This is a genomic window from Marinobacter nanhaiticus D15-8W (assembly GCF_036511935.1).
GTDB classification, from domain to species: domain Bacteria; phylum Pseudomonadota; class Gammaproteobacteria; order Pseudomonadales; family Oleiphilaceae; genus Marinobacter_A; species Marinobacter_A nanhaiticus.
Genome location: NZ_AP028878.1, coordinates 2,640,477 through 2,664,119, shown reverse-complemented (window position 1 = coordinate 2,664,119; position 23,643 = coordinate 2,640,477). Strand labels below are relative to the sequence as shown.

Annotated in this window: 21 protein-coding genes; 9 read left to right on the top strand and 12 right to left on the bottom strand. The window is 58.4% G+C overall.

Annotated elements, in window-relative coordinates; all coding sequences use genetic code 11:
• The first annotated feature begins 12 nt into the window (after positions 1 to 12).
• Positions 13 to 879, top strand: coding sequence for a formyltetrahydrofolate deformylase (gene purU / locus RE428_RS11875; protein ID WP_004582230.1), 867 nt, complete (start codon positions 13 to 15; stop codon positions 877 to 879).
• Positions 880 to 931: 52 nt separating this feature from the next.
• Here the strand turns inward: purU and RE428_RS11870 are convergent, their stop codons facing one another.
• Positions 932 to 1,831: a LysR family transcriptional regulator gene (locus RE428_RS11870; RefSeq protein ID WP_004582229.1), complete on the bottom strand. Its 900-nt coding sequence runs from the start codon at positions 1,829 to 1,831 to the stop codon at positions 932 to 934.
• 137 nt (positions 1,832 to 1,968) lie between these two features.
• Here RE428_RS11870 and RE428_RS11865 point away from each other — a divergent pair, with 137 nt between their 5' ends.
• Positions 1,969 to 2,412, top strand: a complete 444-nt coding sequence (locus RE428_RS11865) for a (R)-mandelonitrile lyase (protein ID WP_004582228.1) — start codon at positions 1,969 to 1,971, stop codon at positions 2,410 to 2,412.
• Between the two features lie 372 nt (positions 2,413 to 2,784).
• On the opposite strand, the gene RE428_RS11860 is transcribed toward RE428_RS11865, so the two are convergent.
• Positions 2,785 to 3,942 (bottom strand): zinc-binding dehydrogenase, encoded by a 1,158-nt coding sequence (locus RE428_RS11860; protein ID WP_004582227.1) that lies wholly within the window; start codon positions 3,940 to 3,942, stop codon positions 2,785 to 2,787.
• A 142-nt stretch (positions 3,943 to 4,084) separates the two neighbouring features.
• Entirely contained in the window at positions 4,085 to 4,861 is a 777-nt protein-coding gene (locus RE428_RS11855; protein ID WP_004582226.1) for a BUD32 family EKC/KEOPS complex subunit, read from the bottom strand.
• 374 nt (positions 4,862 to 5,235) lie between these two features.
• Here RE428_RS11855 and selD point away from each other — a divergent pair, with 374 nt between their 5' ends.
• Entirely contained in the window at positions 5,236 to 7,506 is a 2,271-nt protein-coding gene (gene selD, locus RE428_RS11850) for a selenide, water dikinase SelD (RefSeq protein ID WP_040883487.1), read from the top strand.
• Here selD and senB read toward each other — a convergent pair.
• The 3 genes from senB to senA all read right to left on the bottom strand — a co-directional run bounded on the left by senB (position 7,493) and on the right by senA (position 10,807).
• Positions 7,493 to 8,458 carry a selenoneine biosynthesis selenosugar synthase SenB gene (gene senB / locus RE428_RS11845; RefSeq protein ID WP_004582224.1) on the bottom strand — a complete coding sequence of 322 codons (966 nt, stop codon included), beginning with the start codon at positions 8,456 to 8,458 and terminating at the stop codon, positions 7,493 to 7,495. The genes selD and senB overlap by 14 nt on opposite strands.
• A 235-nt stretch (positions 8,459 to 8,693) precedes the next feature.
• The gene (locus tag RE428_RS11840) at positions 8,694 to 9,452 is read right to left on the bottom strand and encodes a putative 4-mercaptohistidine N1-methyltransferase (RefSeq protein ID WP_004582223.1); all 759 of its coding nucleotides are present in this window, start codon (positions 9,450 to 9,452) and stop codon (positions 8,694 to 8,696) included.
• Complete coding sequence (gene senA / locus RE428_RS11835; protein WP_004582222.1) at positions 9,449 to 10,807, bottom strand: selenoneine synthase SenA; 1,359 nt, start codon at positions 10,805 to 10,807, stop codon at positions 9,449 to 9,451. The genes RE428_RS11840 and senA overlap by 4 nt, the downstream gene beginning before the upstream one ends.
• 313 nt (positions 10,808 to 11,120) lie before the next feature.
• Here senA and RE428_RS11830 point away from each other — a divergent pair, with 313 nt between their 5' ends.
• From RE428_RS11830 to RE428_RS11805, 6 genes are all read left to right on the top strand, one after another.
• Positions 11,121 to 11,894, top strand: a complete 774-nt coding sequence (locus RE428_RS11830) for an SGNH/GDSL hydrolase family protein (protein WP_004582221.1) — start codon at positions 11,121 to 11,123, stop codon at positions 11,892 to 11,894.
• A 62-nt stretch (positions 11,895 to 11,956) separates the two neighbouring features.
• Positions 11,957 to 12,988, top strand: coding sequence for a hypothetical protein (locus RE428_RS11825; RefSeq protein ID WP_004582220.1), 1,032 nt, complete (start codon positions 11,957 to 11,959; stop codon positions 12,986 to 12,988).
• Between the two features lie 271 nt (positions 12,989 to 13,259).
• A complete protein-coding gene (locus tag RE428_RS11820; RefSeq protein WP_004582219.1) occupies positions 13,260 to 13,709 on the top strand; it encodes a MerR family transcriptional regulator in 450 nt (149 codons plus the stop codon).
• Between the two features lie 38 nt (positions 13,710 to 13,747).
• A complete protein-coding gene (locus RE428_RS11815) occupies positions 13,748 to 14,326 on the top strand; it encodes a peroxidase-related enzyme (RefSeq protein ID WP_004582218.1) in 579 nt (192 codons plus the stop codon).
• A 90-nt stretch (positions 14,327 to 14,416) separates the two neighbouring features.
• Positions 14,417 to 16,105 carry an AMP-binding protein gene (locus tag RE428_RS11810; protein WP_004582217.1) on the top strand — a complete coding sequence of 563 codons (1,689 nt, stop codon included), beginning with the start codon at positions 14,417 to 14,419 and terminating at the stop codon, positions 16,103 to 16,105.
• 237 nt (positions 16,106 to 16,342) lie between these two features.
• Entirely contained in the window at positions 16,343 to 17,560 is a 1,218-nt protein-coding gene (locus RE428_RS11805; protein WP_227500176.1) for an integrase core domain-containing protein, read from the top strand.
• Positions 17,561 to 17,913: 353 nt separating this feature from the next.
• Here RE428_RS11805 and RE428_RS11800 read toward each other — a convergent pair whose 3' ends face one another.
• From RE428_RS11800 to RE428_RS11775, 6 genes are all read right to left on the bottom strand, one after another.
• On the bottom strand, positions 17,914 to 18,909 hold the full coding sequence (locus tag RE428_RS11800; RefSeq protein ID WP_004582216.1) for a branched-chain amino acid ABC transporter permease: 996 nt from the start codon (positions 18,907 to 18,909) through the stop codon (positions 17,914 to 17,916).
• 2 nt (positions 18,910 to 18,911) lie between these two features.
• Positions 18,912 to 19,799 (bottom strand): branched-chain amino acid ABC transporter permease, encoded by an 888-nt coding sequence (locus RE428_RS11795; protein WP_004582215.1) that lies wholly within the window; start codon positions 19,797 to 19,799, stop codon positions 18,912 to 18,914.
• 105 nt (positions 19,800 to 19,904) lie between these two features.
• A complete protein-coding gene (locus RE428_RS11790; protein WP_004582214.1) occupies positions 19,905 to 21,119 on the bottom strand; it encodes an ABC transporter substrate-binding protein in 1,215 nt (404 codons plus the stop codon).
• A gap of 117 nt (positions 21,120 to 21,236) precedes the next feature.
• Positions 21,237 to 21,959 carry an ABC transporter ATP-binding protein gene (locus tag RE428_RS11785; RefSeq protein WP_004582213.1) on the bottom strand — a complete coding sequence of 241 codons (723 nt, stop codon included), beginning with the start codon at positions 21,957 to 21,959 and terminating at the stop codon, positions 21,237 to 21,239.
• Positions 21,956 to 22,759: an ABC transporter ATP-binding protein gene (locus RE428_RS11780; RefSeq protein WP_004582212.1), complete on the bottom strand. Its 804-nt coding sequence runs from the start codon at positions 22,757 to 22,759 to the stop codon at positions 21,956 to 21,958. Before RE428_RS11780 ends, RE428_RS11785 begins: the two co-directional genes overlap by 4 nt.
• A gap of 71 nt (positions 22,760 to 22,830) precedes the next feature.
• On the bottom strand, positions 22,831 to 23,640 hold the full coding sequence (locus RE428_RS11775) for an alpha/beta fold hydrolase (protein ID WP_004582211.1): 810 nt from the start codon (positions 23,638 to 23,640) through the stop codon (positions 22,831 to 22,833).
• Positions 23,641 to 23,643 lie beyond the last annotated feature (3 nt).

Below are 23,643 nucleotides of genomic sequence, written 5' to 3'. Positions count from 1 at the left end.
AAAGACAGCGCAATGGCTATCAACGAAGACCTATGGATATTCACCGCCCAATGTCCGAGCCGCCTGGGTACGGTCGACGTGGTCACCCGCGCCCTGGCGGAAACGGAAAACTATGTTGTCGCGATGAATTCCTACGACGATCGTGCGACGAAAAGTTTCAGCATCCGCGTTGAACTGCGTCCATTGAAGGGGGAGGACTCCCTCGAGCGATTCCGTTCGATATTCGGGGATCGGGCTGCCCCGTTTGACATGCAGTGGGAGCTCACATCGCCCGATCATCGCCCGAGGGTGGCTATCCTCGTGTCCAAATTTGATCACTGCCTCAACGACCTGCTCTACCGTTTCCGCAAGGGCGAACTGGCGATGGACATACCGCTTATCGTGTCAAATCACCCTGACCTGAAGCCCCTGGCGGACTGGCACGGTATCCCCTATTTCCACCTGCCCATTACGGCGGAGACCAAACCCCAACAGGAAACCGAACTCTGGCGACTGATACGGGAATACCGCTGTGAGTTGGTCGTGCTTGCGCGCTATATGCAGGTCCTGTCGCCGGAGCTGGCTGCTCGGCTGGACGGCCGCGCCATCAATATCCACCATTCACTGCTGCCGGGTTTCAAAGGCGCAAAGCCGTATCATCAGGCCTGGGAAAAGGGAGTTAAGCTGGTTGGCGCAACCGCCCACTACGTCAACGACGACCTCGACGAGGGGCCCATCATTACCCAGGGTGTACAACCGGTCGATCATGGCCACTACCCTGAGGACCTGGTGGCCAAAGGTCAGGATATAGAGAGCCAGACCCTGGCCCGGGCAGTGCGTTATCACATCGAGAAACGGGTATTTTTACACGGCAACCGGACAGTGGTGTTTCCTGATTGAGTCAGAAAAGGTAAGTGCAAGCCGGCATTACCAGAGCCGGGGTTTCGGGCGTTCAGTCTTGAATAGCACCGGACTTCAGCGCATCAAGGACGACCCGAAAGGCCGCCGTTTGCTGTCTATTGGGATAGTAGAGATGGTAACCCTCGAAGGGCTCGGACCATTCCCGCAGGACTTCAACCAGCTCACCACGGTCCAGGTAGTCCTGAACCAGGCCATTGGGCAGTTGGGCCAAGCCCACCCCTTCGATGGCCCCCTGCAGAATCTGCAATACGCTATTCATGATCAACGGGCCGTCAACGCGAACCCTGAATTCATGTTCCCCGCTTCCGAACTCCCAGGGATAGAGTCCACCTTGGGTCGGGAGGCGGAGGTTAATACAGCGGTGACCGGTCAATTCCGCTGGCGTCCGGGGCGCGGCGTGCCGGGCGAGGTAATCCGCCGAGGCGACGGTTACCAGGCGCATTCGTGGCGCGATGGGCATTGCGATCATATCATTGGCAATGACACCACCCACTCGCACCCCTGCGTCAAACCGTTCGGCAACGATGTCCGTCAGGCCATAGTCGGTGGTCAGTTCAATCGTAATTTCCGGATAGGTATCCAGTAACGGTTTGAGTTTGGGCCACAGTATAAAGCGCACGGCAAACTCATCGGCCGTTATCCTTACCGTTCCTGCCGGATGTTCCCGGTAATCGGCAACCGCCGATAGATGCTCATCGATCTGGTCCAGCAACGGCGCTATGGATCGCCAAAGCTTCTCCCCTGCTTCTGTCCGAGTCACACTGCGTGTCGTACGCGTCAATAAACGGACGCCCAGGCGTTCTTCCAGGCTCCGGACGGTCTGACTTACAGCGGACGGGGAAACTCCGAGATGAGCCGCCGCCCTGGTGAAATTGCCTTCGCGCCCAACGGCCACGAAAACCGCCAGGTCGTCCAGGTGGTGATTTACCATTATGAAGCTCCGCTTCAAGCTGAATTTATAATTCAACACTTAATCTATTCAATCGATGTTTGCTACTTTTTGTTTAGCGGTAACTTTCCCCATGACGGATCACATGTGTGACCGTCCAATTAACGGAGGCCTTTTCCATGAGTGAGTCCGATAAGTCATCCGAAGATATGCAAATCCAGCGCGCCGGTTCTACAGAGGCTATCGAGGGACCCGCTGAAACCTTTACCGGCAATGTCCGTATCGACACCATGTTCAGTGCACCCGAGCCTTCGCGCGTAGGCCTCGCCGTCGTCAACTTTGAACCCGGGGCACGCACCCATTGGCATAGTCATCCGTTGGGACAGATTCTACTGGTTACAGATGGCGTAGGCTGGACGCAGTGCGAAGGTGGTCCGAAGACGGAGATTCGTCCGGGTGACCTGATCTGGTGCAACTGTGGACGCCGTCACTGGCATGGCGCTACGGACAAGACGGCGATGCAGCACGTGGCTATCCAGGAAGCGCAGGACGGCAAACCTGTCGATTGGTTCGAAGCGGTAACCGATGATGTCTACCTCGCAGGCCCGGTCAAGAAAGATTAAGCCTTCAGTCAGACCTGCCAGGCAATCTTCCAGGATTGCCTGTTTCCAGTACCCTACATGGTTCCCGCGCGTTCTTTCTGACGACGCCCCGTCAGATCAAACGTTTCAACCAAACGATGGCCGTACTGCTTTAAGTGGCTTCTTGGTCGGCAACTTTACCCTAGTTTCATTAACAAATAGATAGAGAGGGTTCGGTGCCCATTCTCAGCTGTTACTTTATAACACCTATGCGAGGCCAGAAGACGTGCCCACTTGTACAAAAGGTCTTTTGGCTTCCGTCTTGAGAATTGGATCGAATCTGGCCTAGGTGTTCGTGTCGCCGCCCGGGATGCCCGCTCTCAGATAGCCTGTCTATATACTTACACCCTGCCGTTAAGAGGACAGGGCGAATCGCGCCCCATGCTTTTCCCACTCGGATTCGGGCACGATCACGATCTTCCCCAAGTATCCGCTGCCCCGAGTGACAAAATAGCGCTCCGCCTCGTGCAGATCGGACAGTTTGAACGCCGCGTGAAGGATGGGTTTGAGTTGGCCGCCCCGGATCCAGTCCATCAATTGTTCGGCTTCCTCGCGGGTACCGTGGGATACGCCGAATATCTGTACCTGATACAGGTAGATCCGCGTCCACATGATCTCCGATACATTGTCCGCACTGGCGCCGGCAATACTCAGCCGCGGATAGTCCTTGCGCGATTTCATGTCGAAGATCATCGCGTCGATGAACTGGTTGGTCATCTCGCCGCCGGCCAGATCCATCACCGCATCGAATGGCGCGCCGCCGGTGACGTCCTTCACCCGTTCCTCGAACTGGCCCATATCGGAACGGTCCAACACAGCCTCGGCGCCAAGCGCTTTGAGAGACTCGGCCTTACTTGGCGTGCTTAGCGCATAGGGTGTCGCGCCGACGATGCGGCAGAGCTGGATCAGGGCCGTTCCGACACCACCGCTGGCGCCGGTCACCAGGACACGCTCACCGGCTTTGACTCGCGCGGAGGTCATCATGTGGTAGGCCGTTTGGTAGGAGCACATCCCCATCGCCGCCAATTCGGCATCTGCCAGCTCCGGGTTGGGTATGTGGTGGAATTGATCGGAAGGCACCGCAATGTATTCGGCAAATCCGCCATCGGCACCGTGCCCGTAGTAGTCCGGCGTTAGGTTGATATCGCGCCGTTTATCCGGATAGATGTTGAAATCCAGCAGGCCCCGCTCGCCGATCCGTTTCTCATCGACGCCTTCGCCCACAGCGGCCACCTGCCCTGCGACATCGGCGCCCTGGATGCGAGGAAATGTCAGGGTGGGTTCTCCGCCCATGGCAAAGGAGGTGACGTCGCCCTTATCTTTCGTGGGATAGAGGCCTTCACGCGCCTTTCGGTCCGTATTGTTCTTGGCGGTCGCCGTTACCTTGACCAAAACCTCGCCGGGACCAGGTTTGGGCGTGGGCACATCCTCCCGATATACCAGCTTGTCCACGTCGCCATGGCCGGTCAGCACCATTGCTTTCATCGTTTCCGGGATTGCGGATTGGCTCATGTTGCACACCTCTAATCATTGGGATGAATGGCATAGGGTTGCGATGACAAACCGCCGACATCACGCTATTCCCAGACCATATCAAACCCACAAGCTACTCGCCTATGACCAGGTCCGGGAGGTCTGTACATATGCACCGAACCTACCAGAGCGAAATCAAAACCATGAGTCCAAAAAATAGCCCTACGATTCTGAGGATTGCCGCATCGTCCGCATTGCTTGCCGAGCGACGTGCAAGCCTTTTTAACAAGTGTCTCTTTGTCGCCTTGTAGAAACGCCTGGGGGTGTAAATATTCTTCTTGTAGTTACGCCGGTAATACTCGAGTAAAAAGGCAGGCATCGTTTCTCTATCGAATCGCCGCCAGAGTTTCAGCATCCCAAGCAGGTCTTTCTTTCGCATCCAGCGTTGCAGGTATCCGGGGAGACGTTCCAGCGAGAACGCTGATCCAAAGTCGATGATGACCGGATTGCCATTCCGTGTGACCAGTATATTGCCCGAATTACCCAGATCGAGGTGGGCTGTGCCCTGCTGGTGCAAGTCGAGGACAGCGGAATATAGCTTGGGAAAGAAGTCCTTCGGGATGGTGTCGCTTTTGCTCACAGCTTTAATCGAACGTCCGTCGATATACTGGTAAGAAATGAGATTCCCCTCGCGTCGGTCCCGTCCCACGTCCATTGGCGTGAATGGCAGCCCTTCAACCCGCTTCAACATCCTGTATTCACGGTTAGCGAGGGCGAGGAAGTAGTATCTGATGGGAAACCCTGGCGAGGGATACGCTTTGAGTATTTTTTTCTCGCCCTGCGGATCTGTGCCTACAGAGATCTTCGCCTTGTACCAGTGTGACGACCGTTGATGATTCGGAGGCAACGGCGCTTTGCAATTGAGATGGTCCCAGGAAGAGCACTCTGTAGAATTCATTCCCCAACTCCCTTTTGCGTCATTCTCGGAATGTCCGAGAAAACCATGTCGTTGGGTGATTATTTATGGTGATGTAGCGCAGGAATAATTCTGTTTCGACATTCTTATCATCACTTCTGGTGATGTATCAGGCGCTGGGCAAGACCTATTTATCGTGGTCGCACTTTGATGAATCGTTGACCGTGGCCCGATCCCCGGACGGTCGGGCATATCAACTGGCGCGCCAGCCAGGATGTCAGGTACCATCCCGACAGCGCTGCACGCCCCTACAACAAGCATAATCTGCGCAAATCAAAGCGTTTTACGCACGTTCTTTCATGCCAGGCCGTCGTTATGGTCAGTTGGTGTTCCAATCAACCCGTCAAGTCAACGCCATGAAGCAAAACAGCCAACCCGTTCTTCGCGATATCGTGCTCATCGGCGGCGGCCACAGCCATGTGGGCGTACTGCGACGTTTTGCCATGAAGCCGGTTCCAGGCGTTCGGCTTACATTGATTAGTCCCGATGCCCATACGCCCTACTCGGGCATGTTGCCTGGCTATGTGGCGGGGCATTACAGCTACGACGACATACACATCGACCTGCGGCGATTGGCGGAGTTTGCTGGCGCGCGATTTATCCATGATGAAGTGGCCGGCCTGGATCGCGACGGGCAGCAGGTTCTGTGTAAATCCCGCCCAGCCGTGGCGTACGACTACCTGTCGATAAACATCGGGGCGACGCCGCAGGTCTCGCAGGTGCCCGGCGCTGCGGAGATGACCACGCCGGTCAAACCGATCAGCCTGTTCAATGAACGATGGGTGTCGTTGCTGGACCGTATCGAGCGGGATCATGGAGACTTGCGCATAGTGGTAGTGGGCGGCGGCGCAGGAGGCGTTGAGCTGCTTCTGGCCATGCAGTATCGGCTCAAGCGAGATTTGGAGGCCATGGGGCTGGATGCACACGGTCTGGAATATCACCTGTTTACCGCCGGAAATCAGATACTCCCCACGCACGCGCCCAGCGTACAACGTCGGTTTGAGCGGGTCTTACGGGAACGCGGCGTGCAGGTGCATCAGCAGAGTCGGATTACGGCCGTTGAGGATCACGCCCTGGTCTGTGCCGACGGCCAGCGCTACCCCGCCGACGAAATTCTTTGGGTGACCAGCGCAGGAGGCGCTCCTTGGCTTGCCGAAACAGGGCTCGATCTTGATAAGGATGGCTTTATCGAGGTTGGGGATACCCTGCAGTCCCTCAGCGACGAGCGGGTCTTTGCCGCCGGGGATATTGCGACGATGATCAATCACCCCCGGGAAAAAGCCGGTGTGATGGCTGTGCGGCAGGGCCCGCCGCTGGCAACAAACCTGAGGCGGATTGTTACTGGCAAGTCGCCGAGGCCTTTCCGCCCACAAAAGCATTGGCTGGCACTGATCAGTACCGGCGACCGCCACGCCGTCGCTTCGCGGGGAGGCCTCGGTTTCGAGGGCAATTGGGTATGGCGCTGGAAAGACTGGATCGACCGACGCTTCATGAGCAAGTTCAACGACCTGCCAGCCATGGACGCGGAATCCGGAAAGACAGGGCAACCTGAAGTCGCGCTCCAGGGCGAGGAAGCTGCCCAGGCGCTTTCGGCAATCGCCATGCGATGTGGAGGCTGCGGCGCCAAGGTGGGCGCCTCTGTGCTAAGCCGGGCGATCGGACGCCTTACCACAGTCCAACGGGACGATGTGCTGGTCGGCCTGCATGATCCTGACGATGCGGCGGTCATGCGCATTCCACCTGACAAGGCCCTGGTGCACAGCGTGGATTTCTTCCGTGCCTTTATCGACGATCCTTACCTGTTTGGGCGTATTGCCGCCGTTCATAGCCTCAGCGATCTGTTCGCCATGGGTGCTGAAGCGCAGACCGCGACGGCGGTGGCTACGGTTCCCCCGGGATTGGAATCAAAGGTCGAAGATACCGTCTTCCAGATGATGTCCGGTGCTGTCGAGGCCCTGAACGAAGCCGGTTGCGCGCTGGTCGGCGGTCATACCGGAGAAGGCCAGGAACTGGCGCTTGGTTTTGCCGTCAACGGGCTGATCGATCCGGATACGGTATTGAAGAAAGGCGGGATGCAGCCGGGTAACGTGCTGATCCTGACCAAGCCATTGGGCACGGGCACCCTCTTCGCAGCCCATGCCCAGCTCAAGGCCGATGGCCGTTGGATTGATACTGCCCTTATCTCGATGGCCCAGTCCAACCAGAAAGCCGCCGAATGCCTACGTGCGCACGGTGCGACGGCTTGCACCGACATCACCGGGTTCGGCTTGGTTGGCCACCTGGTGGAAATGACCCGTCCGTCAGGTGTGGATGCCCGGATCGAGCTGGATCGTCTGCCCTTGCTGCCTGGCGCCGAGGAAACGGTTGCAGCCGGCATCCTCAGCTCGCTACAACCTGCAAATGTCCGTTTGCGTCGTGCAATCAACAATCAGGAAGACGCCATAAAGCATTCACGTTACCCGCTGGCCTTCGATCCCCAGACCTCGGGTGGCTTGCTGGCCAGTGTGCCCGCTGAGCGTGCCGACGATGCGGTGGCCGCACTGGTTGCCCTTGGTTATCGTCACACAACGATTGTTGGTGAGATCTTGCCGGAGGGTGACGCCATCGGACCGATTAGCCTGGTTTGAGACAGCGTTCGATGGCCCGCTGGAGGGAGGCTCGTTCGGCTGCCGGGGTTAACAAGGCAGCTCTTGTACGACAGTGACCACGTAGTTGGTTCCAAAAGTTGGCGTCGTCCTCCAATCGCTGCATCAGTACCTGAAGCGCGACGGAGTCACCGACCGGGAAATATCCGGCGTAGTCCTCGCCCAGTAAGCCGATATTGCCTGGTATCCTCGAGGCGAGGATGGGCAAACCCGCCACACAGGCTTCGGACACTACGTTTGCACCTCCTTCGGAAACTGAGCTGATCACCAGGGCGCTGCTGCGGGCCATGAGCGCCCATATGTCCTCACGTTCCAGATTTCCCAGCCAGCTATAGCGGGGGTTTTGCGTTTCTTCCTCTTTGGCCCGCCGGGCCCAGTCGTCGAAATAGGCCTTCCCTGCATGGGCGATGCGCACGCGCGACGCTTCCGGTAACCCGCGAGCCGCCAGTGGCGCTCGAAAAGGGTCCTTCTCTTCACGGAGGTGGGCTATCTGGCAGATTTCAAAGCCGTCGGATTTACTGGTTTCCGCATGCCCTGGCGCTACCGCCGACTGGAGCACAACCTCAACCTTTCCAGAGAACGCTGGGTCAATATCGCCAGTTACACGCTCGTGCAGGCCGATCAGCACATCGGCAAGCTGCATGGAATGGTTTGTCACTTCCGGATCGGAATGCTGGTAGCGGTAGATGTCGGTGCCGGTGAGCGCTACGATCAGCGGCGCTTTGGGATGGCGCATTCGGTAGCGCTGGATGGCCTCGGCGGACTTCCACGCATGCAAGGCGATCATCAGGTCGGCCGCTTCGTCGCCATATCGGTCGGCGATGACTATCTCATACCCCAGGGAGCGCAAGAGTTCCGCCCAGCGCTCGGCCGTTGCGTGGTTTCCGCCACCGATTTGCTGGGTGCCTGGTGGGGTTATCAAACGGATTAGCATGGGGGTGCGCTGTCTATTTGCCGTATGGTTTTATTTGCGGAGGCTGCGGTTGTGCCGGTGGCTACCGAGAGCTCGAAAGGTTTGGGCACCTGCGGCGCCTCAGAAGCTGAAGCTTCTGTTACATACTCGAGTTGACTGGGAAATGTAGCCGACGCTTCAGCTTCGGAGCAGCCCACAGGGCTGCCTGTTAAAAGGCGACTCGAGAACGAATTCGGACCCTCGCTTGCCGTCACCCTCATACAGCGCCGTCCGCCTCAGCCCGCTTCCAGACCGATGCCTCAGCCAACGTATGCTGAAACTTGCGGCTCGTTTCGCGGATCACAAACGGTAGGTCGCGTGTGGACGGCTGGAGCGAAAATTGGGGCTCAAGGTGTTGGCGCAGACCATCGATGACCCGGACGGACCTTCCGTCCTGCTCGAAGCCACCGATCCAGTTTGACCTTGGCGTGTACTCCGTTAGCAACGTGTACGGCGACGTGATTAACAGTACACCACCGGGACGGACTAGATCGGGCATTTGCGCGAGAAAAGCGGCAGGATCATTCAGCCGGTCGATGAGATTGCCTGCAAACACCAGATCGAACGATCCAAGATTGGGGTCGACCTGACTGGCATCCCCCTGAGTGAATCGCACCCTATCTTTGGTTTCGGCCAGACCCAGCGCATCAAGATCCGCGTGGCGTTCGATCTTTAGCTCCCCCTCATCAGGTACCTGATAACCGAGAGCACCCTGCTCCACGAGTCTCGACGCGGTCTCGATAAACCGGTGGGACAAATCGATCCCTGTGACCTCGGCAAAACAGCGCGCCAGTTCGAAGCTGCTTCGGCCGACCGCGCATCCCAGGTCCAGTGCCTTCACGCATGGGCTATTACCGAGTGCCGCAATACCCAGTTCAGCGCAGGCGCGCGGATAATTCGGCACGCCGAAATGCTCGGGACCGTAATGGAAATCCAGGTACTGTGCGAGTAATTCGTCGGTCTCGTACGGATTCATGCATTCTCCGGACTATCGATGGCACAGGTACGGAAGCCGACGAACACATCATGCCTTTGTGGCAGATAGGCCTGCCGATACGTGCCGCGGATCAGTATGGAGGACGTGGCACAGGACCCGCCCCGCGTGGTCTTGTGGTTGCCGAACTGCAGCGTAGACATGAAGGGATAAACGTCCACTGCAAACCCGTCGTAAGGCAGGAACTGGTCGCTGGTCCACTCCCAGAGCGTGCCTACCATCTGGCGGCAGCCAAAGGGGCTCTCGCCTTCCGGTAACGCTGTTACAGGCTGGCTGGCCAGGCCGGTGCCATTCATATCCACCCGCGACGGCTCCATTTCGTTACCCGAGGGGAAGCGGCGGAACGGCGCATCCGGGCGGTTACCCAGCGCGGCCACTTCCCACTCGATTTCCGTGGGCAGGCGCCGGCCGGCCCAGCGACAGTAGGCTTCCGCTTCCCAATAGCTCACATGCTTCACGGGAAAATCCGCGCGCAGCGGGCGCCACCGATCGAAATGACGCTCCTCCCATCCCTCGACTCCGCGCCGCCAGTAGTAGGGATGTGCCGGCTTGCCATAGCGCGGTGATTCGGCGGTACCGAATGCCAGGTCCATTTCGGTGTCGAGCCATTTGCGCCCGCCCTGGCTCCAGAACTCGCGTCGTTCGTAGCCGCCGTCCTCGACAAAGGCCTGGAAGTCCCCGTTGCTGACCAGGGTGCGCGATATGCTGAAGCCAGGAACCTCCGCGGCAAAGCCGGGCTTCTCGTTATCGAAGGCGAAATCCTGGCGGGCATAGTCTGGGGACTGCCCCGGCATGCCGATCCGGTAGCGTCCAGCGGGAATTACGGCATCGCCGTGAACGTCCGGATCTGCGGCCGGAATATCGTCCGGAGTCGTCCTCGCACTGGGGGGCGGCGGATAGCCCTCGGTCTGACGGCACCAGATCATCGACTCGACGTGCATGTTCTGGTGGAAGATGGCGTACTTGGTCAGGTAATGCGCCTGGTCCGTCAGCGGCGCCTCCTGGATGCGCTCGCGCATGGCCCGGTAGATCGTGTCGAAGTAATGCAGGGTGTCCGCCTTGGCGGGAAAGAGCTCCGGGTTCCAGCGGTCCTCGTGATCCAGGTGGAACGAATCCCAGATCTCGTCCATCGACGGGTCATACGATTCCTTGCCGTCGAGAGGCTTGCGCACGAAGGTTTCGTAGAAAAACGCGCAGTGACCCGCTTCCCAGAGTGGCGGGTTGACGCCTGGATGATAGGGAACCTGCAACCGGTCGTTCCCCAAGGATTCAATTAGCGCCAGGGTGCGGTTCCGGGTCTGGTCCAACGCCTGAAGCAAACTTGCTCGGTCGTCCATGTTGCCCCCGTCGGTTGGCTTCGTTATGGAAAAATTGCACTTGATTGTACGCTTTCCGGCTTTTGAAACCGATCGCCTATTCGCTATTGCGGTAATCGAATATACGGGCCGCCAGCGAATCTGATCAGAAACCGGGGTGAAACGGGATCCAGTTCACGTTACTTAATTGTTGGCCGCTTCTAACAAGGCTTTTGTCACCCTGTACCTTGGCGAAGGTTCGGCTCGTGGACAAAGGTAAAGGTGTCGTTAATGGAAACGCCTGTCTGGCCATTTCAGGACGACGCTTGATCCCTTACAAAACGGAGCCCGAACAATGACAAGTACATATGGACGCCGAACCTACCGATTCAACGCCTCAAGTATTCAGCGAGGCCTGGCTGCGCTGCTATGTGCGACCGCACTGGGCGGGTGTAGCGATCTCGGCTACCTGCTGAGCAACGAGAAGGTCACCGACGCCGATAACGACCAGGTGGTGTTCGTCGGTGACTCGATCTTCGCCCTGTCCGGCGAAATCCAGGACCAGCTGGAGGCCAAGGCCGGCGAAACCTTCCGCCGTTATACGGTTTCCGGTGCAGAGCTTAGTGGCAGCCTGATTACGCCCTCTGTGCCTGACCAGTTCCGCGAAGCCGTAGCGGACAATCCAGACATCGACACGATGGTCGGTGATGGCGGCGGCAACGACATCCTGATCCCCGCCATTGCGCTGGATCCCAACAACTGCAAGACGCCATGGTACCGCTTTGGCCAACTCAGTCAGGACTGCAAGGACATGATCGACGATATCTACGTCGAGGGCGTCGATTTCCTTAATGAGGTGGCTCAGGCGGGCGCCAAGAACGGTATCCTGGTGGGTTACTACCACACCAAGAACGGGCTGTTCCGGCTCGATAGCATGGAGGAAGCCGTGGATTACGGTAACCAGACCCTGGCCAGGGCCTGTCGGAACTCAATCCTGGACTGCGCGTTCGTGGATCCGCGCCCGGTGATCACTGACCGCGATATCATCTTCGACGGCATCCATCCCGCCGAGAGTGGCTCGAAGAAGATCGCCGACCTGATCTGGCCGGAACTGCAGCCGTTGCTATAACTGGAGACTGGATCCCGGCAGCCGGAATTATTCTGGCTGTCGGAACCTCGAAGGAAGCCTCTATGAAACTCAAGTTTTCCCTTCCCGCCTTAGCTGCGGTTACGCTGGTCAGTCTCGCTGCCTATTCCTGGTTTGGCGACACCGATCAGGACGTTGGTCCCGTTACCGAAGATCGATCAACGACTGGACAATCCGCGCGTATCCAGCCGACTTCTACGCCTCCCGAGACATCAGCAAAGCCAAACCTGGCCATGCAGCTTGCCGTCCAATACCTGGAACGCTACGGGGAAACCATTGAGCATCCTGCCACCCAGGCCCGCCTATTCAATGAACGGCACGAGCTTCTTGAGATGCATCCTGATAACGGCGCGGAACTGTTTACCAGGGCGATCCAGCTCGCCTTCCCCGATCTAAAGGTAAAGATCCTGGCTCTGATGACCGATCTCGAACGCTACCAGGCTTGGCTCGAGGACAACGAGCTGCGACTGCAAGGCCTTCGCGTAATGGAGCGCCAGGCAGCCCTCTGGCAGCAGCGGGAAGCGATTTTCGGGGACCTTGCCAACCAGATCTGGGCCGATGAGCGGAACGCACTGGAACAGAAATCTGAAGATTTCGCCCACTCCCTTTCCCGACTCAACCAGGCCGACGAGCTGCAACTGCAGGAGCTGGCTTTCCAACTCCAGACCACCGTCGATGAGCTCTACGGAAACGATCTCACTGCGCAAATGGCCGGATCCGGCGCGCTCGGGCACACGCTCTTCAGCATGGATAGCGTCCAGTCACAGCTCAAGGCCCTGCCGGCGGACGAGCGTCAGGAAAAGATCAATGACCTACGGCGGCAACTAGGCTATTCCGACGCTGTAGTCGAAAAACTCGCGGAAGAAGACCAGGCAAGGCAGGAAAAGTGGACCAAAGGCAAAGCGTATATGGCAGAGCGCGAGGCAATCTCGCAGCGCTTGTCTGGTCAGGAGCTGGAAAGTGCCCTGCAGGCCCTGCGCCAGGAACATTTTGGTGTGACCGCGCCAACCATCGCTCGTGAGGAGGAAGAGGGGTTCTTCCGCTTTGAGCGTCGCCGCCGCTACGGGGTAAATTGATCGCAACGGAATCGACACGGGGGAGGACGTCCCGGTTCCTTTCTCGTATCCTTATCGCCACGCTGGACGGGATCAATAAACAGGCCAAGCGGACATACCAGCACCATCCTCGGCAGGCAGCAGTGAACCCTCCTCGACGACCCTGTATCCAATGCCAGTCCCCGGATTCATCAGTACTTCTCCGCCAGGCAGTATGCGTTTGGAATCTCGCTCCAAATGGGTTTACGTTTACGTAAACTTAATCTAATCTAGTTCAAAAAAGGAAGCCGCTATGGTCAAAAAAGAAACGTACAGCATTAGCGAACTCGCCAAGGAGTTCGATGTAACGACGCGGAGTATCCGGTTTTACGAGGACCAGGAGTTACTTAAGCCCTCTCGCAACGGGCAAACGCGAATCTTCAGCTCCAAGGATCGGGTCCGGCTCAAGCTCATCCTGCGGGGTAAGCGCATGGGATTTTCCCTGGCCGAGACAAAGGAGCTTTTCGATCTTTGGGACGAGACCCTCAGCGGCAACGAAAAGCAGTTACTACTGATGCTTGAAACCCTGAGCCGCAAGCGCGCAATGCTTGAGCAGCAGAAGGAGGATATCGCGCAGGCCGAGATGGAGATGGATGTCGCCGAAACACGCTGCCGCGAAGCGCTGGCTGACCTGCAAAAAAGAAAGAAAGCGCAGCAAGCGCCGGCGAAAAAGGAAAAGGCGGCAGCCAACGATCAGCCCTAGTACAGCTATGACACGACGTGTGACGACAAGGATCCGACATGAACCAGAACAAGAATGTGGTTGCCCTTGATCTCCCGATTCCTGAAATCGCGGACATGCCGGAGGACACCCAGAAATACTTCGCGATCTGCCAGGAAAAACTGGGGATGATCCCGAACGTACTCACCGCCTACAGCCAGAACCTGAAGCAGTTGGAGGGGTTCACCCACCTCTACAACGAGCTGATGCTGGGCGAAGGCGAGCTCAGTAAGCTGGAGCGGGAAATGGTTGCGGTGGTGGTTTCCTCAGAGAACAAGTGTTTCTACTGCCTGGTGGCCCATGGCGCGGCGGTGCGGGTGCTCAGTGACGATCCTGTGCTGGGCGAGCATATGGTAATGAATTACCGCAGCGCCAAACTGGATAAGCGTCAGCGGGCGATGCTGGATTTCGCGTCGCACCTCACGCGCTCGCCGGCGACGGTAACCGAGGACGATATCCAGGTCCTGCGCGATGCGGGTCTTAGCGACCGTGGCATCTGGGACCTGAGTAACCTGATCGGTTTCTACAACATGTCCAATCGCGTCGCGATCGCCAGTGATATGCGACCCAACCCCGAGTACCACAGCCAAAGCCGCTAGCAGGCCCCCGCCCTGCTCGCCCCCGACTACAACAACCCGTTCTAACGACAAAAGCCGAGCCTGACTACAACAAATACGGAGGCAGAGGTAATGAACATCACCCTTCCAAGTTACACCAGCGGAACCTCAGAGACCCCGCTGCTGGGCATGACCATCGGCGCCATGCTCGACCGCACCGCCGCAACATTCCCCGATACCGAGGCCCTGGTCTGTCTGCATCAGGACATTCGCTGGACCTATCGTGAATTCGTCGACAAGGTCAACGAGGCCGCCCGCGGCTTCCTGGCGATCGGCGTCAAGCAGGGCGACAGGGTCGGCATCTGGTCCCCCAACCGCTATGAGTGGACCGTCACCCAGTTTGCCACCGCCAAGGTGGGTGCCATACTGGTCAACATCAATCCGGCTTATGGCATGCACGAGTTGGAGTTCGCCATGAACCTCGCCGGTGTCAGCGTGCTGGTCACGGCGGACAGCTTCAAGGCATCGGATTACCGCAAGACCCTGTACGAGCTGGCGCCGGAACTGAAAGCCGCCAAGCCCGGCGAGCTGAAGGCGGCTCGCCTCCCGGAATTGCGCGCTGTTATCAACCTGGATGCCGACAAACATGACGGTATGTGGACCTGGAACGAGTTCGTACAGTCCGGCAGCAAGGTTAGCCAGGACGAACTGGACAAGGTCCAGGCCCAGCTTCAGTTCGATGACCCGATCAACATCCAGTTCACCTCCGGCACCACCGGCAATCCCAAGGGCGCCACCCTCACCCACCACAACATCCTGAACAACGGGTATTTCGTTGCCGAGAGCCAGCGTTTTACCGAGAAGGATCGCCTGGTGATTCCGGTGCCTCTGTATCACTGCTTCGGCATGGTCATGGCCAATTTGGGCTGTATTACCCATGGCTCGACCATGATTTATCCGGATGAGGGCTTCGAGCCGACATCCGTGTTGCAGGCGGTCCACCAGGAAAAGGCAACGGCGCTCTACGGTGTGCCCACCATGTTTATCGCCGAACTGGCGGTTCCGGAATTCGAATCCTACGACCTGTCTAGCCTGCGCACGGGCATCATGGCCGGCTCCATCTGCCCCGCGGAGGTAATGAAGAAGGTCAACAACAAGATGAATATGAAAGAGGTCCAGATCGCCTACGGTATGACCGAGACGAGTCCGGTATCCACCCAGACCAGTTCCCTTGACCCCTTTGAGAAACAGGTCACCACCGTCGGGCGCACCCAGCCACATCTGGAAACGAAAATTGTCGATCCGGCGACGGGCAACGTCGTTCCCCGTGGTGAAATCGGTGAGCTCTGCACCCGTGGCTACAGCGTTATGCTGCGGTACTGGAACAACGAGGAAAAGACCCGGGAAGCCATCGACGACGCCGGCTGGATGCATACCGGTGACCTCGCCACCATGGACGAAGACGGCTTTATCCAGATCGTCGGCCGGATCAAGGACATGGTCATCCGCGGCGGTGAGAACATCTACCCGAAAGAGATCGAAGAGTTCCTCTACACCCATCCGTCGATCGAAGAGGTCCAGGTGACCGGCATTCCCGACGAGAAATACGGCGAAGAGCTGATTGCCTGGGTGAAATTAAGGCCGGACGCTGATCCGTTGGATGCCGACGACCTGATCGCCTTCTGCAAGGGCCAGATCGCCCACTTCAAGATTCCCAAGAACTACAAGTTCGTGGATAGCTTCCCGATGACGGTCACCGGGAAGATCCAGAAGTTCAGGATGCGGGAAATTTCGATTGAGGAGCTGCAGGGGGAAAAGTAGGTTTCAGCGCAGGGATGCGCGAGTTAACTTTCGTGGTATGGCACGCCGAAGGGAGCAAAGATAGCACCTTCGGCGCCTCAGAAGCTGAAGCTTCTGCTACATGCTCGAGTTGACTGGCCGTGTAGCCGACGCTTAGAGGGTATTGCAAAGGATTGCGGCTTGAAGCCTCTCTCCCCTGGCGGGGTGTAGGCGGAAGTGTGCAAACCGGCAACATAGGTAACACCTCAAGCCGGGAACATGGGTTACACAAGTTACGGTATGGGCAAGGAGGACGCGCCCATGCCCTGGAAAGAGACTTGTGTAATGGATCTGAAGATGCAGTTGATCGCGGCCTGGCTGCAGGGCGGGCACGGTGTAAGCGATCTGGCCCGCGGCTACGGCATTAGCCGCAAGACGGCTTACAAGTGGATCAGGCGCTACCAGGAGGAAGGTGCCGGTGGGCTGCAGGAGCGCTCCCGAGCGCCGCACTATTGCCCACATGCAGTGACGGAGGACGTGGCTGAACAGATTGTGGCGATCAAGAAAGTCCATCCCAGCTTTGGCCCCAAGAAGGTTCTGGACCGCTTGCGTGAGCTAGAACCGGCGATGGCATTGCCGGCAGACAGCACGGCCGGTGAGATACTCAAAGCGGCGGGTCTGGTCAAGAAACGGCGCTACAAGCGGCCGTACCCGGCCGACCCGCAACCGTTTGAACTGGGTGATCGCAATAATGCGCTGTGGAGTGTGGACTACAAGGGGCAGTACCGGACGGCCGGCGGGCGCTGGTGTTATCCGCTCACGGTAACCGACAATGCCAGCCGTTATGTCTTGGGCTGTCATGGCGTGAGCGCAACAGACTACGTCCAGGCGAAGCCGATTATGGAATGGGTTTTCCATGAGTACGGTCTGCCGGAGGGGATCTTGTCCGACAACGGGGCGCCCTTCGCCAGTCGCTCAGCAGGAGGTCTGACGCGACTGTCGAAATGGTGGGTCGAGCTGGGCATTGGGGTGCATCGTAGCAAGCCGGGAACGCCCACACAGAATGCCCGTCACGAGCGCATGCACGGTTCACTGAATCGAGCAGTGGGTGGACGGATGCGCGGGACAAGCTTGATGCAGCAACAGACCACGCTGCAGGCATTCCGTGAGGAGTTTAACGAACAACGCAGCCATGAGGCGCTGGGCAGGCAAACACCGGCCAGCGTGTATCAGCCCTCAAGGCGTCGGTACTCGCCCGTGCTGCGCCCGATTGAATATAACGTGGACCAGGCGGTTCGCAACGTTCGTCACAACGGCGAAATCAAGTGGCAGGGCCATCTGATCTACATCAGCGGGCTGTTAGCCAGACATCGCGTAGGCCTGCAAGAGGTGGAGAATGACCGGGTCGAGGTGCGATACAGCACCCATCTGCTCGGTCATATTAACCTCAAAACCGCGCGATTGGAGCCCGCATGCGAGTGGCATGCGGGGGAATAGGTGTAACCCATGTTGCCGGTTCAAAGTGTTACCTATGTTCCGGTTGCACAAAGTAGCGGAGCAGCGCTTCGCCCGCCGGAACGCCCAGAGCCTCTGGCGAGGGGCCGGGGCGCGGAGCGGAGGTTTGGAGAGAGGGGGGCGAGGCGAAAGCCTCGCTCGAAGTCGGCTCTGGCAACGATGAGCGCCTGACGGCGCTACCCCCTCTCCCCGGCCCTCTCCCGCGAGGGGAGAGGGAGTTTATGCCGGTACTTTTGAGATACGGCTACTTTTGCAACACTCTCTTCAGCTTCGGAGCAGCCTGAAAGGCTGCCCCAGTTAACGCCTAACTACCAGCAATGCACTCGCCAGCGAATCTAACGCAGGTTCTTATTCACGAACTTGTTGATCTCACCCACGATACCACTGCGGAACGCCAGTACGGTGAGGATAAAGATCCCGCCCAGGATCGGGTCCACCCAGTCCCGCAGCGGTCCCTGCGACAGCTGATACTCGATGTTCACCACAAAAGTGGCGCCCACCACTGGCCCCAGTAGCGTCCCCACCCCACCAAGCAGAGTCATCAGGATCACTTCCCCGGACATATGCCAGTGGGCATCGTTCAGCGAAGCCAGCTGGAACACCACGGATTTCAGCGAACCCGCCAATCCCGCCAGAGCTGCGGAGATGACGAAGGCCAACACCTTGTACTGATTAACGTTGTAGCCGAGGGAGATAGCGCGGGGCTCGTTCTGCTTGATCGACTTCAATATCTGTCCGAACGGACTGGTGACGACGCGCTGCACCAGCAGATAGCAGCCCAGGAACACGGCCAACACGAAGTAGTACATCGTCAGGTTGTTCTCGAGGTTGATCAATCCGAGCAGGTGCCCTCTGGGAATGCCGTGCATGCCATCCTCGCCACCGGTGAACTCCGCCTGGACCAGGAAGAAGAAGACCAGTTGCGCCAGCGCCAGCGTCACCATGGCGAAGTAGATCCCGTGGCGACGGGTCGACAGCACGGCGAAGCCCAGGCCCAGCACCGTGGCGACCGCGGTTCCGGCCAGGATGCCCAGCTCGGTGGTCAGGCCGGAATAGTTGCTTAGCAGGTAGCCCGTGGTGTAGCTGCCGGCGGCCAGGAACGCGGCGTGGCCGAAGGACAACAAACCAGTGAAGCCGAACAGCAGGTTGAAAGCCACGGCAAACAGCGCAAAGCACAGGATCTTCATCAGGAAGACCGGGTAGATCGCGAAAGGCGCCGCCATGAGAAGCAGGACCAGCACGCCGTTGAGCATCATCTTCTTGCGGTCATCGGCCTTCTGCTGTTCCAGGATGGCTTTGTGGATAGTGGCCGGATCGAATGACTGGCTCATGATTACGCCTCCTTACCAAACAGACCCGAAGGCCGGAACATGATGACCAGCACCATGACCAGGAAGATCACCGCGGTCGAAGCCGGTGGATAAAAGGTCTTGGTCAGCCCTTCGATCACACCCATCAGAATTCCGGTGATAATCGCACCGCCGATGGAACCCAGGCCACCAATCACAACCACCGCGAACACCGTAATCAGGATATGCGAGCCCATCACGGGGGTAACCGAGTAGATCGGCGCTGCCAGGACCCCGGCGAATGCGGCAAGCATCACGCCAAACCCGTAGGTCAGGCTCACCAGCAGCGGCACATTGATACCGAAGCCCTGCATGAGCTGGGCGTCTTCGGCGCCGGCGCGCAGGTAGGCGCCCAGTTTGGTCTTCTCGATCATGAACCAGGTCCCGAGACAAACCACCAGGGCAACCACGATGACCCAGGCCCGGTAGTACGGCAGGAACATAAAACCGAGGTTGACGCCGCCCTTGAACAGTTCCGGTATGGCATAGCGCAGTCCCGACACGCCATAGATGTTCGTCAACACGCCCTGAAGCAGCAGCGCCACACCGAAGGTCAGCAGCAGGCTATAGATATGATCCTGACCTGCGATACGACGCAGCAGGAAATACTCGATGATGACCCCAAGGGCCCCCACAAGCAGGGGCGCGACAAAGAGCGCTACCCAATAGTTGACGCCCAGGTTGTCGAACAGAATCACGGTGGCCATCGCACCGAGCATATACATCGCCCCGTGGGCGAAGTTGATAATCTTGAGCAGGCCGAAAATAACGGCCAATCCCAGGCTCAGCAACGCGTAGAACGCGCCGTTGATAACCCCGATCAGCAGCTGACCGGACAGCACCGCAAGGGGGACACCGAAAATCATGGACATGTTGCGAACTCCAAAAAGCAGTGCGGACGGCGGACGTGCCTCCGTCGGCGTAGAGGCAGGAGACTTTCCGGGCTCACAGTCAGGGAAGCCTCCTGGATTACGCGCTTACTTGCTGCTGACCAGCGGGCACTTGCTCTCCGAAAGCGGACGGTAGGCTTCGTCGCCGGGGATGGTGCGCACGATCTTGTAGAGATCCCACTCGTTCTCGGACTCGTCCGGTGTCTTCACTTCCGCCAGGTACATGTCATGCACCATGCGACCGTCTTCGCGGATCTTGCCGTTGGTGGCGAACATATCGTTGATGGGCGTTTCCATCATCTGCTTGCGGACGGTCTGGGCGTCGTCGGAGTCAGTCGCTTCGACGGCCTCGAGATATTGCAGGGTGCTGGAGTAGATGCCGGCATGGACCATGGTTGGACGGACGCCGGTTTGCTCCATGAAGCGGTCGGACCAGGCGCGGGTCTCATCGTTCATGTCCCAATACCAGCCGGTGGTCAGTTGGATGCCCTGTGCCGCTTCTACGCCCAATGCGTGAACGTCGGTCAGAAACAGCAGCAGCGCCGCCAGGGTCTGGCCGGATTGGGTAACGCCGAATTCGCTTGCCGTGTTGATAGCGTTGGTGGTATCCGCACCGGCGTTGGCGAGCGCTACAACGTCAGCACCTGAAGCCTGCGCCTGCAGTATGAACGAGGAGAAATCCGGGGTCGGGAACGGGTGGCGGAGTGTGCCGATCACTTCCCCCCCGTTTTCCTCGACAACGCGGGTCACATCGCCCTCGAGCGCATGGCCGAATGCGTAGTCCGCCGTCAGGATAAACCAGCTCTTTCCGCCCTCCTTGACCACTGCATTGGCAGTCCCGTTGGCCAGCGGATAGGTGTCGTAGACGTAGTGGATATGGTTCGGCGTGCAGTGCTCGTTGGTGATGCTTGACGCCGCAGACCCGGAAACGATGCCCAGCTTGTCGTTTTCCTCAAGGATATCGCTGACTGCGATGGAGACCGACGAGGCCACCAGCCCGGCGACCAGGTCCACATTTTCATTCTCGATCCAGCGGCGCACGGTGCTTGAGGCAACGTCCGCACTGTTGCGGTCATCGGCACTCACCACCTCGATCTTGGCGCCCTTCACCTTGCCGCCGAAGTCGGCGATCGCCATTTCCATCGCCTTGAGGCCGTTGGGGCCTGCGAGGTCACGGTAGGTGCCGGACATATCCGCCAGGTAACCGATCTTGACGGTATCGTTGGAAATTGCGGCTTGGGCGCCACCTACCATCACGGCTGAGGCAACGGCTGAGGTCAGAAGCTTCTTCATCATTGTCATTGTTGTTTCTCCGCTACTGTGTTGCGCTGGTTCGGGTTTATCGTTGTTTGTATTGCGCCCTATCTTATTTAGGGGTCTTGCCCTGTCGCCTTTCGAGGCTCTTCTTAGTGCTGTAGGTCAGACGCCCAGATAGCTATCCAGGACCGACTGCTTGGCGCTCAGCTCGTCGGCACTGACTTCTTCCACGATCTGCCCATGCTCGACCACGTAATGGCGGTCGGCCAGAGGGGCAGCGAAGTGAAAATTCTGTTCCACCAGGACGATGGTCAGCCCTTTCTCCTTGAGCTTGACCAGGACCTCGCCGAGTTTCTCGACGATGACCGGCGCCAGGCCTTCGGTGATTTCATCCAGCAACAGCATATTGGCGCCGGTGCGCAGGATACGGGCCATGGCCAGCATCTGTTGCTCGCCGCCGGAGAGCTTGCCGCCCTGACTGAAACGGCGCTCGTAGAGGTTGGGAAACATGGAGAAGATCTCTTCCAGGCTCATGCCGCCGCTTCGCACTACCGGTGGCAGGGTGAGATTCTCCTGGACGCTGAGGCCTGAAAAAATGCCCCGATGTTCGGGGCAATAGCCTACGCCCAACCTTGCAATATGATGCGGTGCGCGCGTCATGGTCTCTTCGCCGTTGATCACGATAGAGCCCGTGCGGCGTCCGACCATGTTCATGATCGACTTGAGCGTGGTACTGCGCCCGGCGCCGTTGCGGCCCAGCAACGTAACCAGTTCGCCTCGCTTCACGACCAGGTCGATGCTATGGAGGATGTGGGACTCACCGTAGAACGCATGCAGCCCGGATACCCGCAGCTGTTCGTAGTCGCGATCCTGTTCATGACTCATTGGGCCGCCTCCGTCTTGTTTGGCGCTGAGGCGGCGCCCCGTTCACCGCTGCCATCCCGGCCCATATACACTTCGCGTACTTGGGGATCGGCCGAAACGGTGTCGTAATCGCCCTCCGTCAGAACAGCGCCCTGAGCCAGTACGGTAATGCGATCGCATAATTTGCTGACCACGCTCAGGTTATGCTCGACCATGAGAACCGTCCGGCCCTGCGCCGCCTTACGGACCAGTTCAACGACCCGGTCCACATCTTCCGCGCCCATGCCCTGGGTGGGCTCGTCCAGCAGTAGGAGTTGCGGTTCCATGGCCAGCGTGGTGGCCAGCTCCAAAGCGCGTTTGCGGCCGTAGGCGAGTTCGACGGTGGTGGTGTTGGCGTACTCGGCGAGACCGACGGCGTCCAGCAGTTCCAGGCAGCGTTCGTTGAGCCGGTTCAGGGACGCACCGGATTTCCAGAAGCTGAAGGAGGTGCCCTCGAAGCTCTGTAGGGCGATACGGATGTTCTCCAACGCGGTCATGTGCGGGAATACCGCCGAAATCTGGAACGAACGCACGACCCCTTTACGGGCTATGGCTGCAGATTTCATGGCGGTGATGTCCTGCCCCTTGAACAGGATATGGCCGCGGGTAGGCGTGAGGAACTTGGTAAGCAGGTTGAAGACGGTAGTCTTGCCTGCGCCATTGGGTCCGATCAGGGCGTGGATATGGCCTTTCTGAATCTTCAGATTCACGTCGTCGACGGCCACGAATCCCTTGAACTCCTTGACAAGGTTGCGGGTCTCAAGAACGCACGGTTCACTCATGAGCCAGTTTACCTTTGTTATTGTTGTAAGCTTGAACTAAATCCGATGTTAAAGTTACGTATACGTAAACGTCAACAAAGAACTTGGTTTTTAACCGAGGAGTCGCTTAGCAAAAAGTCGCAAACGAATTCGACCAGCGGCTCTGGTTGTTCCAGGTGTGGCGAGTGGCCCGTGCCGGGCATGAAAAGCGCTCGGGCGGACGGCCCGATACCCGCGACGATATCCGTTACCTGTTCCGGCACCCCGTATTCGTCTGCGTCGCCTTGAATGATCATAGACGGGCATTGAATCCGCGCCAGCCAGTGACTGAAGTCCATGGAGGCGTTGAAGTCTTCGTCCAGCCAGACGGTATGCCAGGCGCTGAAAAGATCGTCGGTTCGGGAGCCGTGATAGCGTTGTAGCTTTTCCCGAAGATTGGTCTCCTCGTACCGCACTTTCATGGCCTGGATGCCTTCCGTCGTCAGGTAGTCGGCATAGGTATGCGCCGCCATTGTGATGAGCCCCTTCACTCGATCGCCGAGAACGCCGGCAGCAATCAGTGCAATGGATCCACCATCGCTGTGGCCAATCAGGATTACTTCGTCCAGGTCTAGCGCGTCCAGCAGCCGCGGCAGAACGACAGCACCTTCCCTTTCCTGGTAGTCGTAGGGGCGGGGCAACGGCTCATCGGACGAGTCGCCGTAACCCAACCGGTTGTAGATCAGGGCGTCGAAGCCGGTCGCCTCGGACAGGCGCTGGGGAAACCGGCGCCAAAGATCGATGTTGCCGAGGGATTCGTGCAGGAATACCAACGTCGGTCCGTTGGACCTCGGGTATTGGATGCGGCGAGCTTCCACCGTCATCCCCTCGCCCAGCGATACCCTCAAGTCTTGCGTTTGCATGGC

Coding starts and splice junctions, on each gene's coding strand:
- purU (WP_004582230.1), top strand. CDS start 13: ATGGCTATCAACGAAGACCTATGGATATTCACCGCCCAATGTCCGAGC.
- RE428_RS11870 (WP_004582229.1), bottom strand. CDS start 1,831: ATGGTAAATCACCACCTGGACGACCTGGCGGTTTTCGTGGCCGTTGGG.
- RE428_RS11865 (WP_004582228.1), top strand. CDS start 1,969: ATGAGTGAGTCCGATAAGTCATCCGAAGATATGCAAATCCAGCGCGCC.
- RE428_RS11860 (WP_004582227.1), bottom strand. CDS start 3,942: ATGAGCCAATCCGCAATCCCGGAAACGATGAAAGCAATGGTGCTGACC.
- RE428_RS11855 (WP_004582226.1), bottom strand. CDS start 4,861: ATGAATTCTACAGAGTGCTCTTCCTGGGACCATCTCAATTGCAAAGCG.
- selD (WP_040883487.1), top strand. CDS start 5,236: ATGAAGCAAAACAGCCAACCCGTTCTTCGCGATATCGTGCTCATCGGC.
- senB (WP_004582224.1), bottom strand. CDS start 8,458: ATGCTAATCCGTTTGATAACCCCACCAGGCACCCAGCAAATCGGTGGC.
- RE428_RS11840 (WP_004582223.1), bottom strand. CDS start 9,452: ATGAATCCGTACGAGACCGACGAATTACTCGCACAGTACCTGGATTTC.
- senA (WP_004582222.1), bottom strand. CDS start 10,807: ATGGACGACCGAGCAAGTTTGCTTCAGGCGTTGGACCAGACCCGGAAC.
- RE428_RS11830 (WP_004582221.1), top strand. CDS start 11,121: ATGACAAGTACATATGGACGCCGAACCTACCGATTCAACGCCTCAAGT.
- RE428_RS11825 (WP_004582220.1), top strand. CDS start 11,957: ATGAAACTCAAGTTTTCCCTTCCCGCCTTAGCTGCGGTTACGCTGGTC.
- RE428_RS11820 (WP_004582219.1), top strand. CDS start 13,260: ATGGTCAAAAAAGAAACGTACAGCATTAGCGAACTCGCCAAGGAGTTC.
- RE428_RS11815 (WP_004582218.1), top strand. CDS start 13,748: ATGAACCAGAACAAGAATGTGGTTGCCCTTGATCTCCCGATTCCTGAA.
- RE428_RS11810 (WP_004582217.1), top strand. CDS start 14,417: ATGAACATCACCCTTCCAAGTTACACCAGCGGAACCTCAGAGACCCCG.
- RE428_RS11805 (WP_227500176.1), top strand. CDS start 16,343: ATGGGTTACACAAGTTACGGTATGGGCAAGGAGGACGCGCCCATGCCC.
- RE428_RS11800 (WP_004582216.1), bottom strand. CDS start 18,909: ATGAGCCAGTCATTCGATCCGGCCACTATCCACAAAGCCATCCTGGAA.
- RE428_RS11795 (WP_004582215.1), bottom strand. CDS start 19,799: ATGTCCATGATTTTCGGTGTCCCCCTTGCGGTGCTGTCCGGTCAGCTG.
- RE428_RS11790 (WP_004582214.1), bottom strand. CDS start 21,119: ATGACAATGATGAAGAAGCTTCTGACCTCAGCCGTTGCCTCAGCCGTG.
- RE428_RS11785 (WP_004582213.1), bottom strand. CDS start 21,959: ATGAGTCATGAACAGGATCGCGACTACGAACAGCTGCGGGTATCCGGG.
- RE428_RS11780 (WP_004582212.1), bottom strand. CDS start 22,759: ATGAGTGAACCGTGCGTTCTTGAGACCCGCAACCTTGTCAAGGAGTTC.
- RE428_RS11775 (WP_004582211.1), bottom strand. CDS start 23,640: ATGCAAACGCAAGACTTGAGGGTATCGCTGGGCGAGGGGATGACGGTG.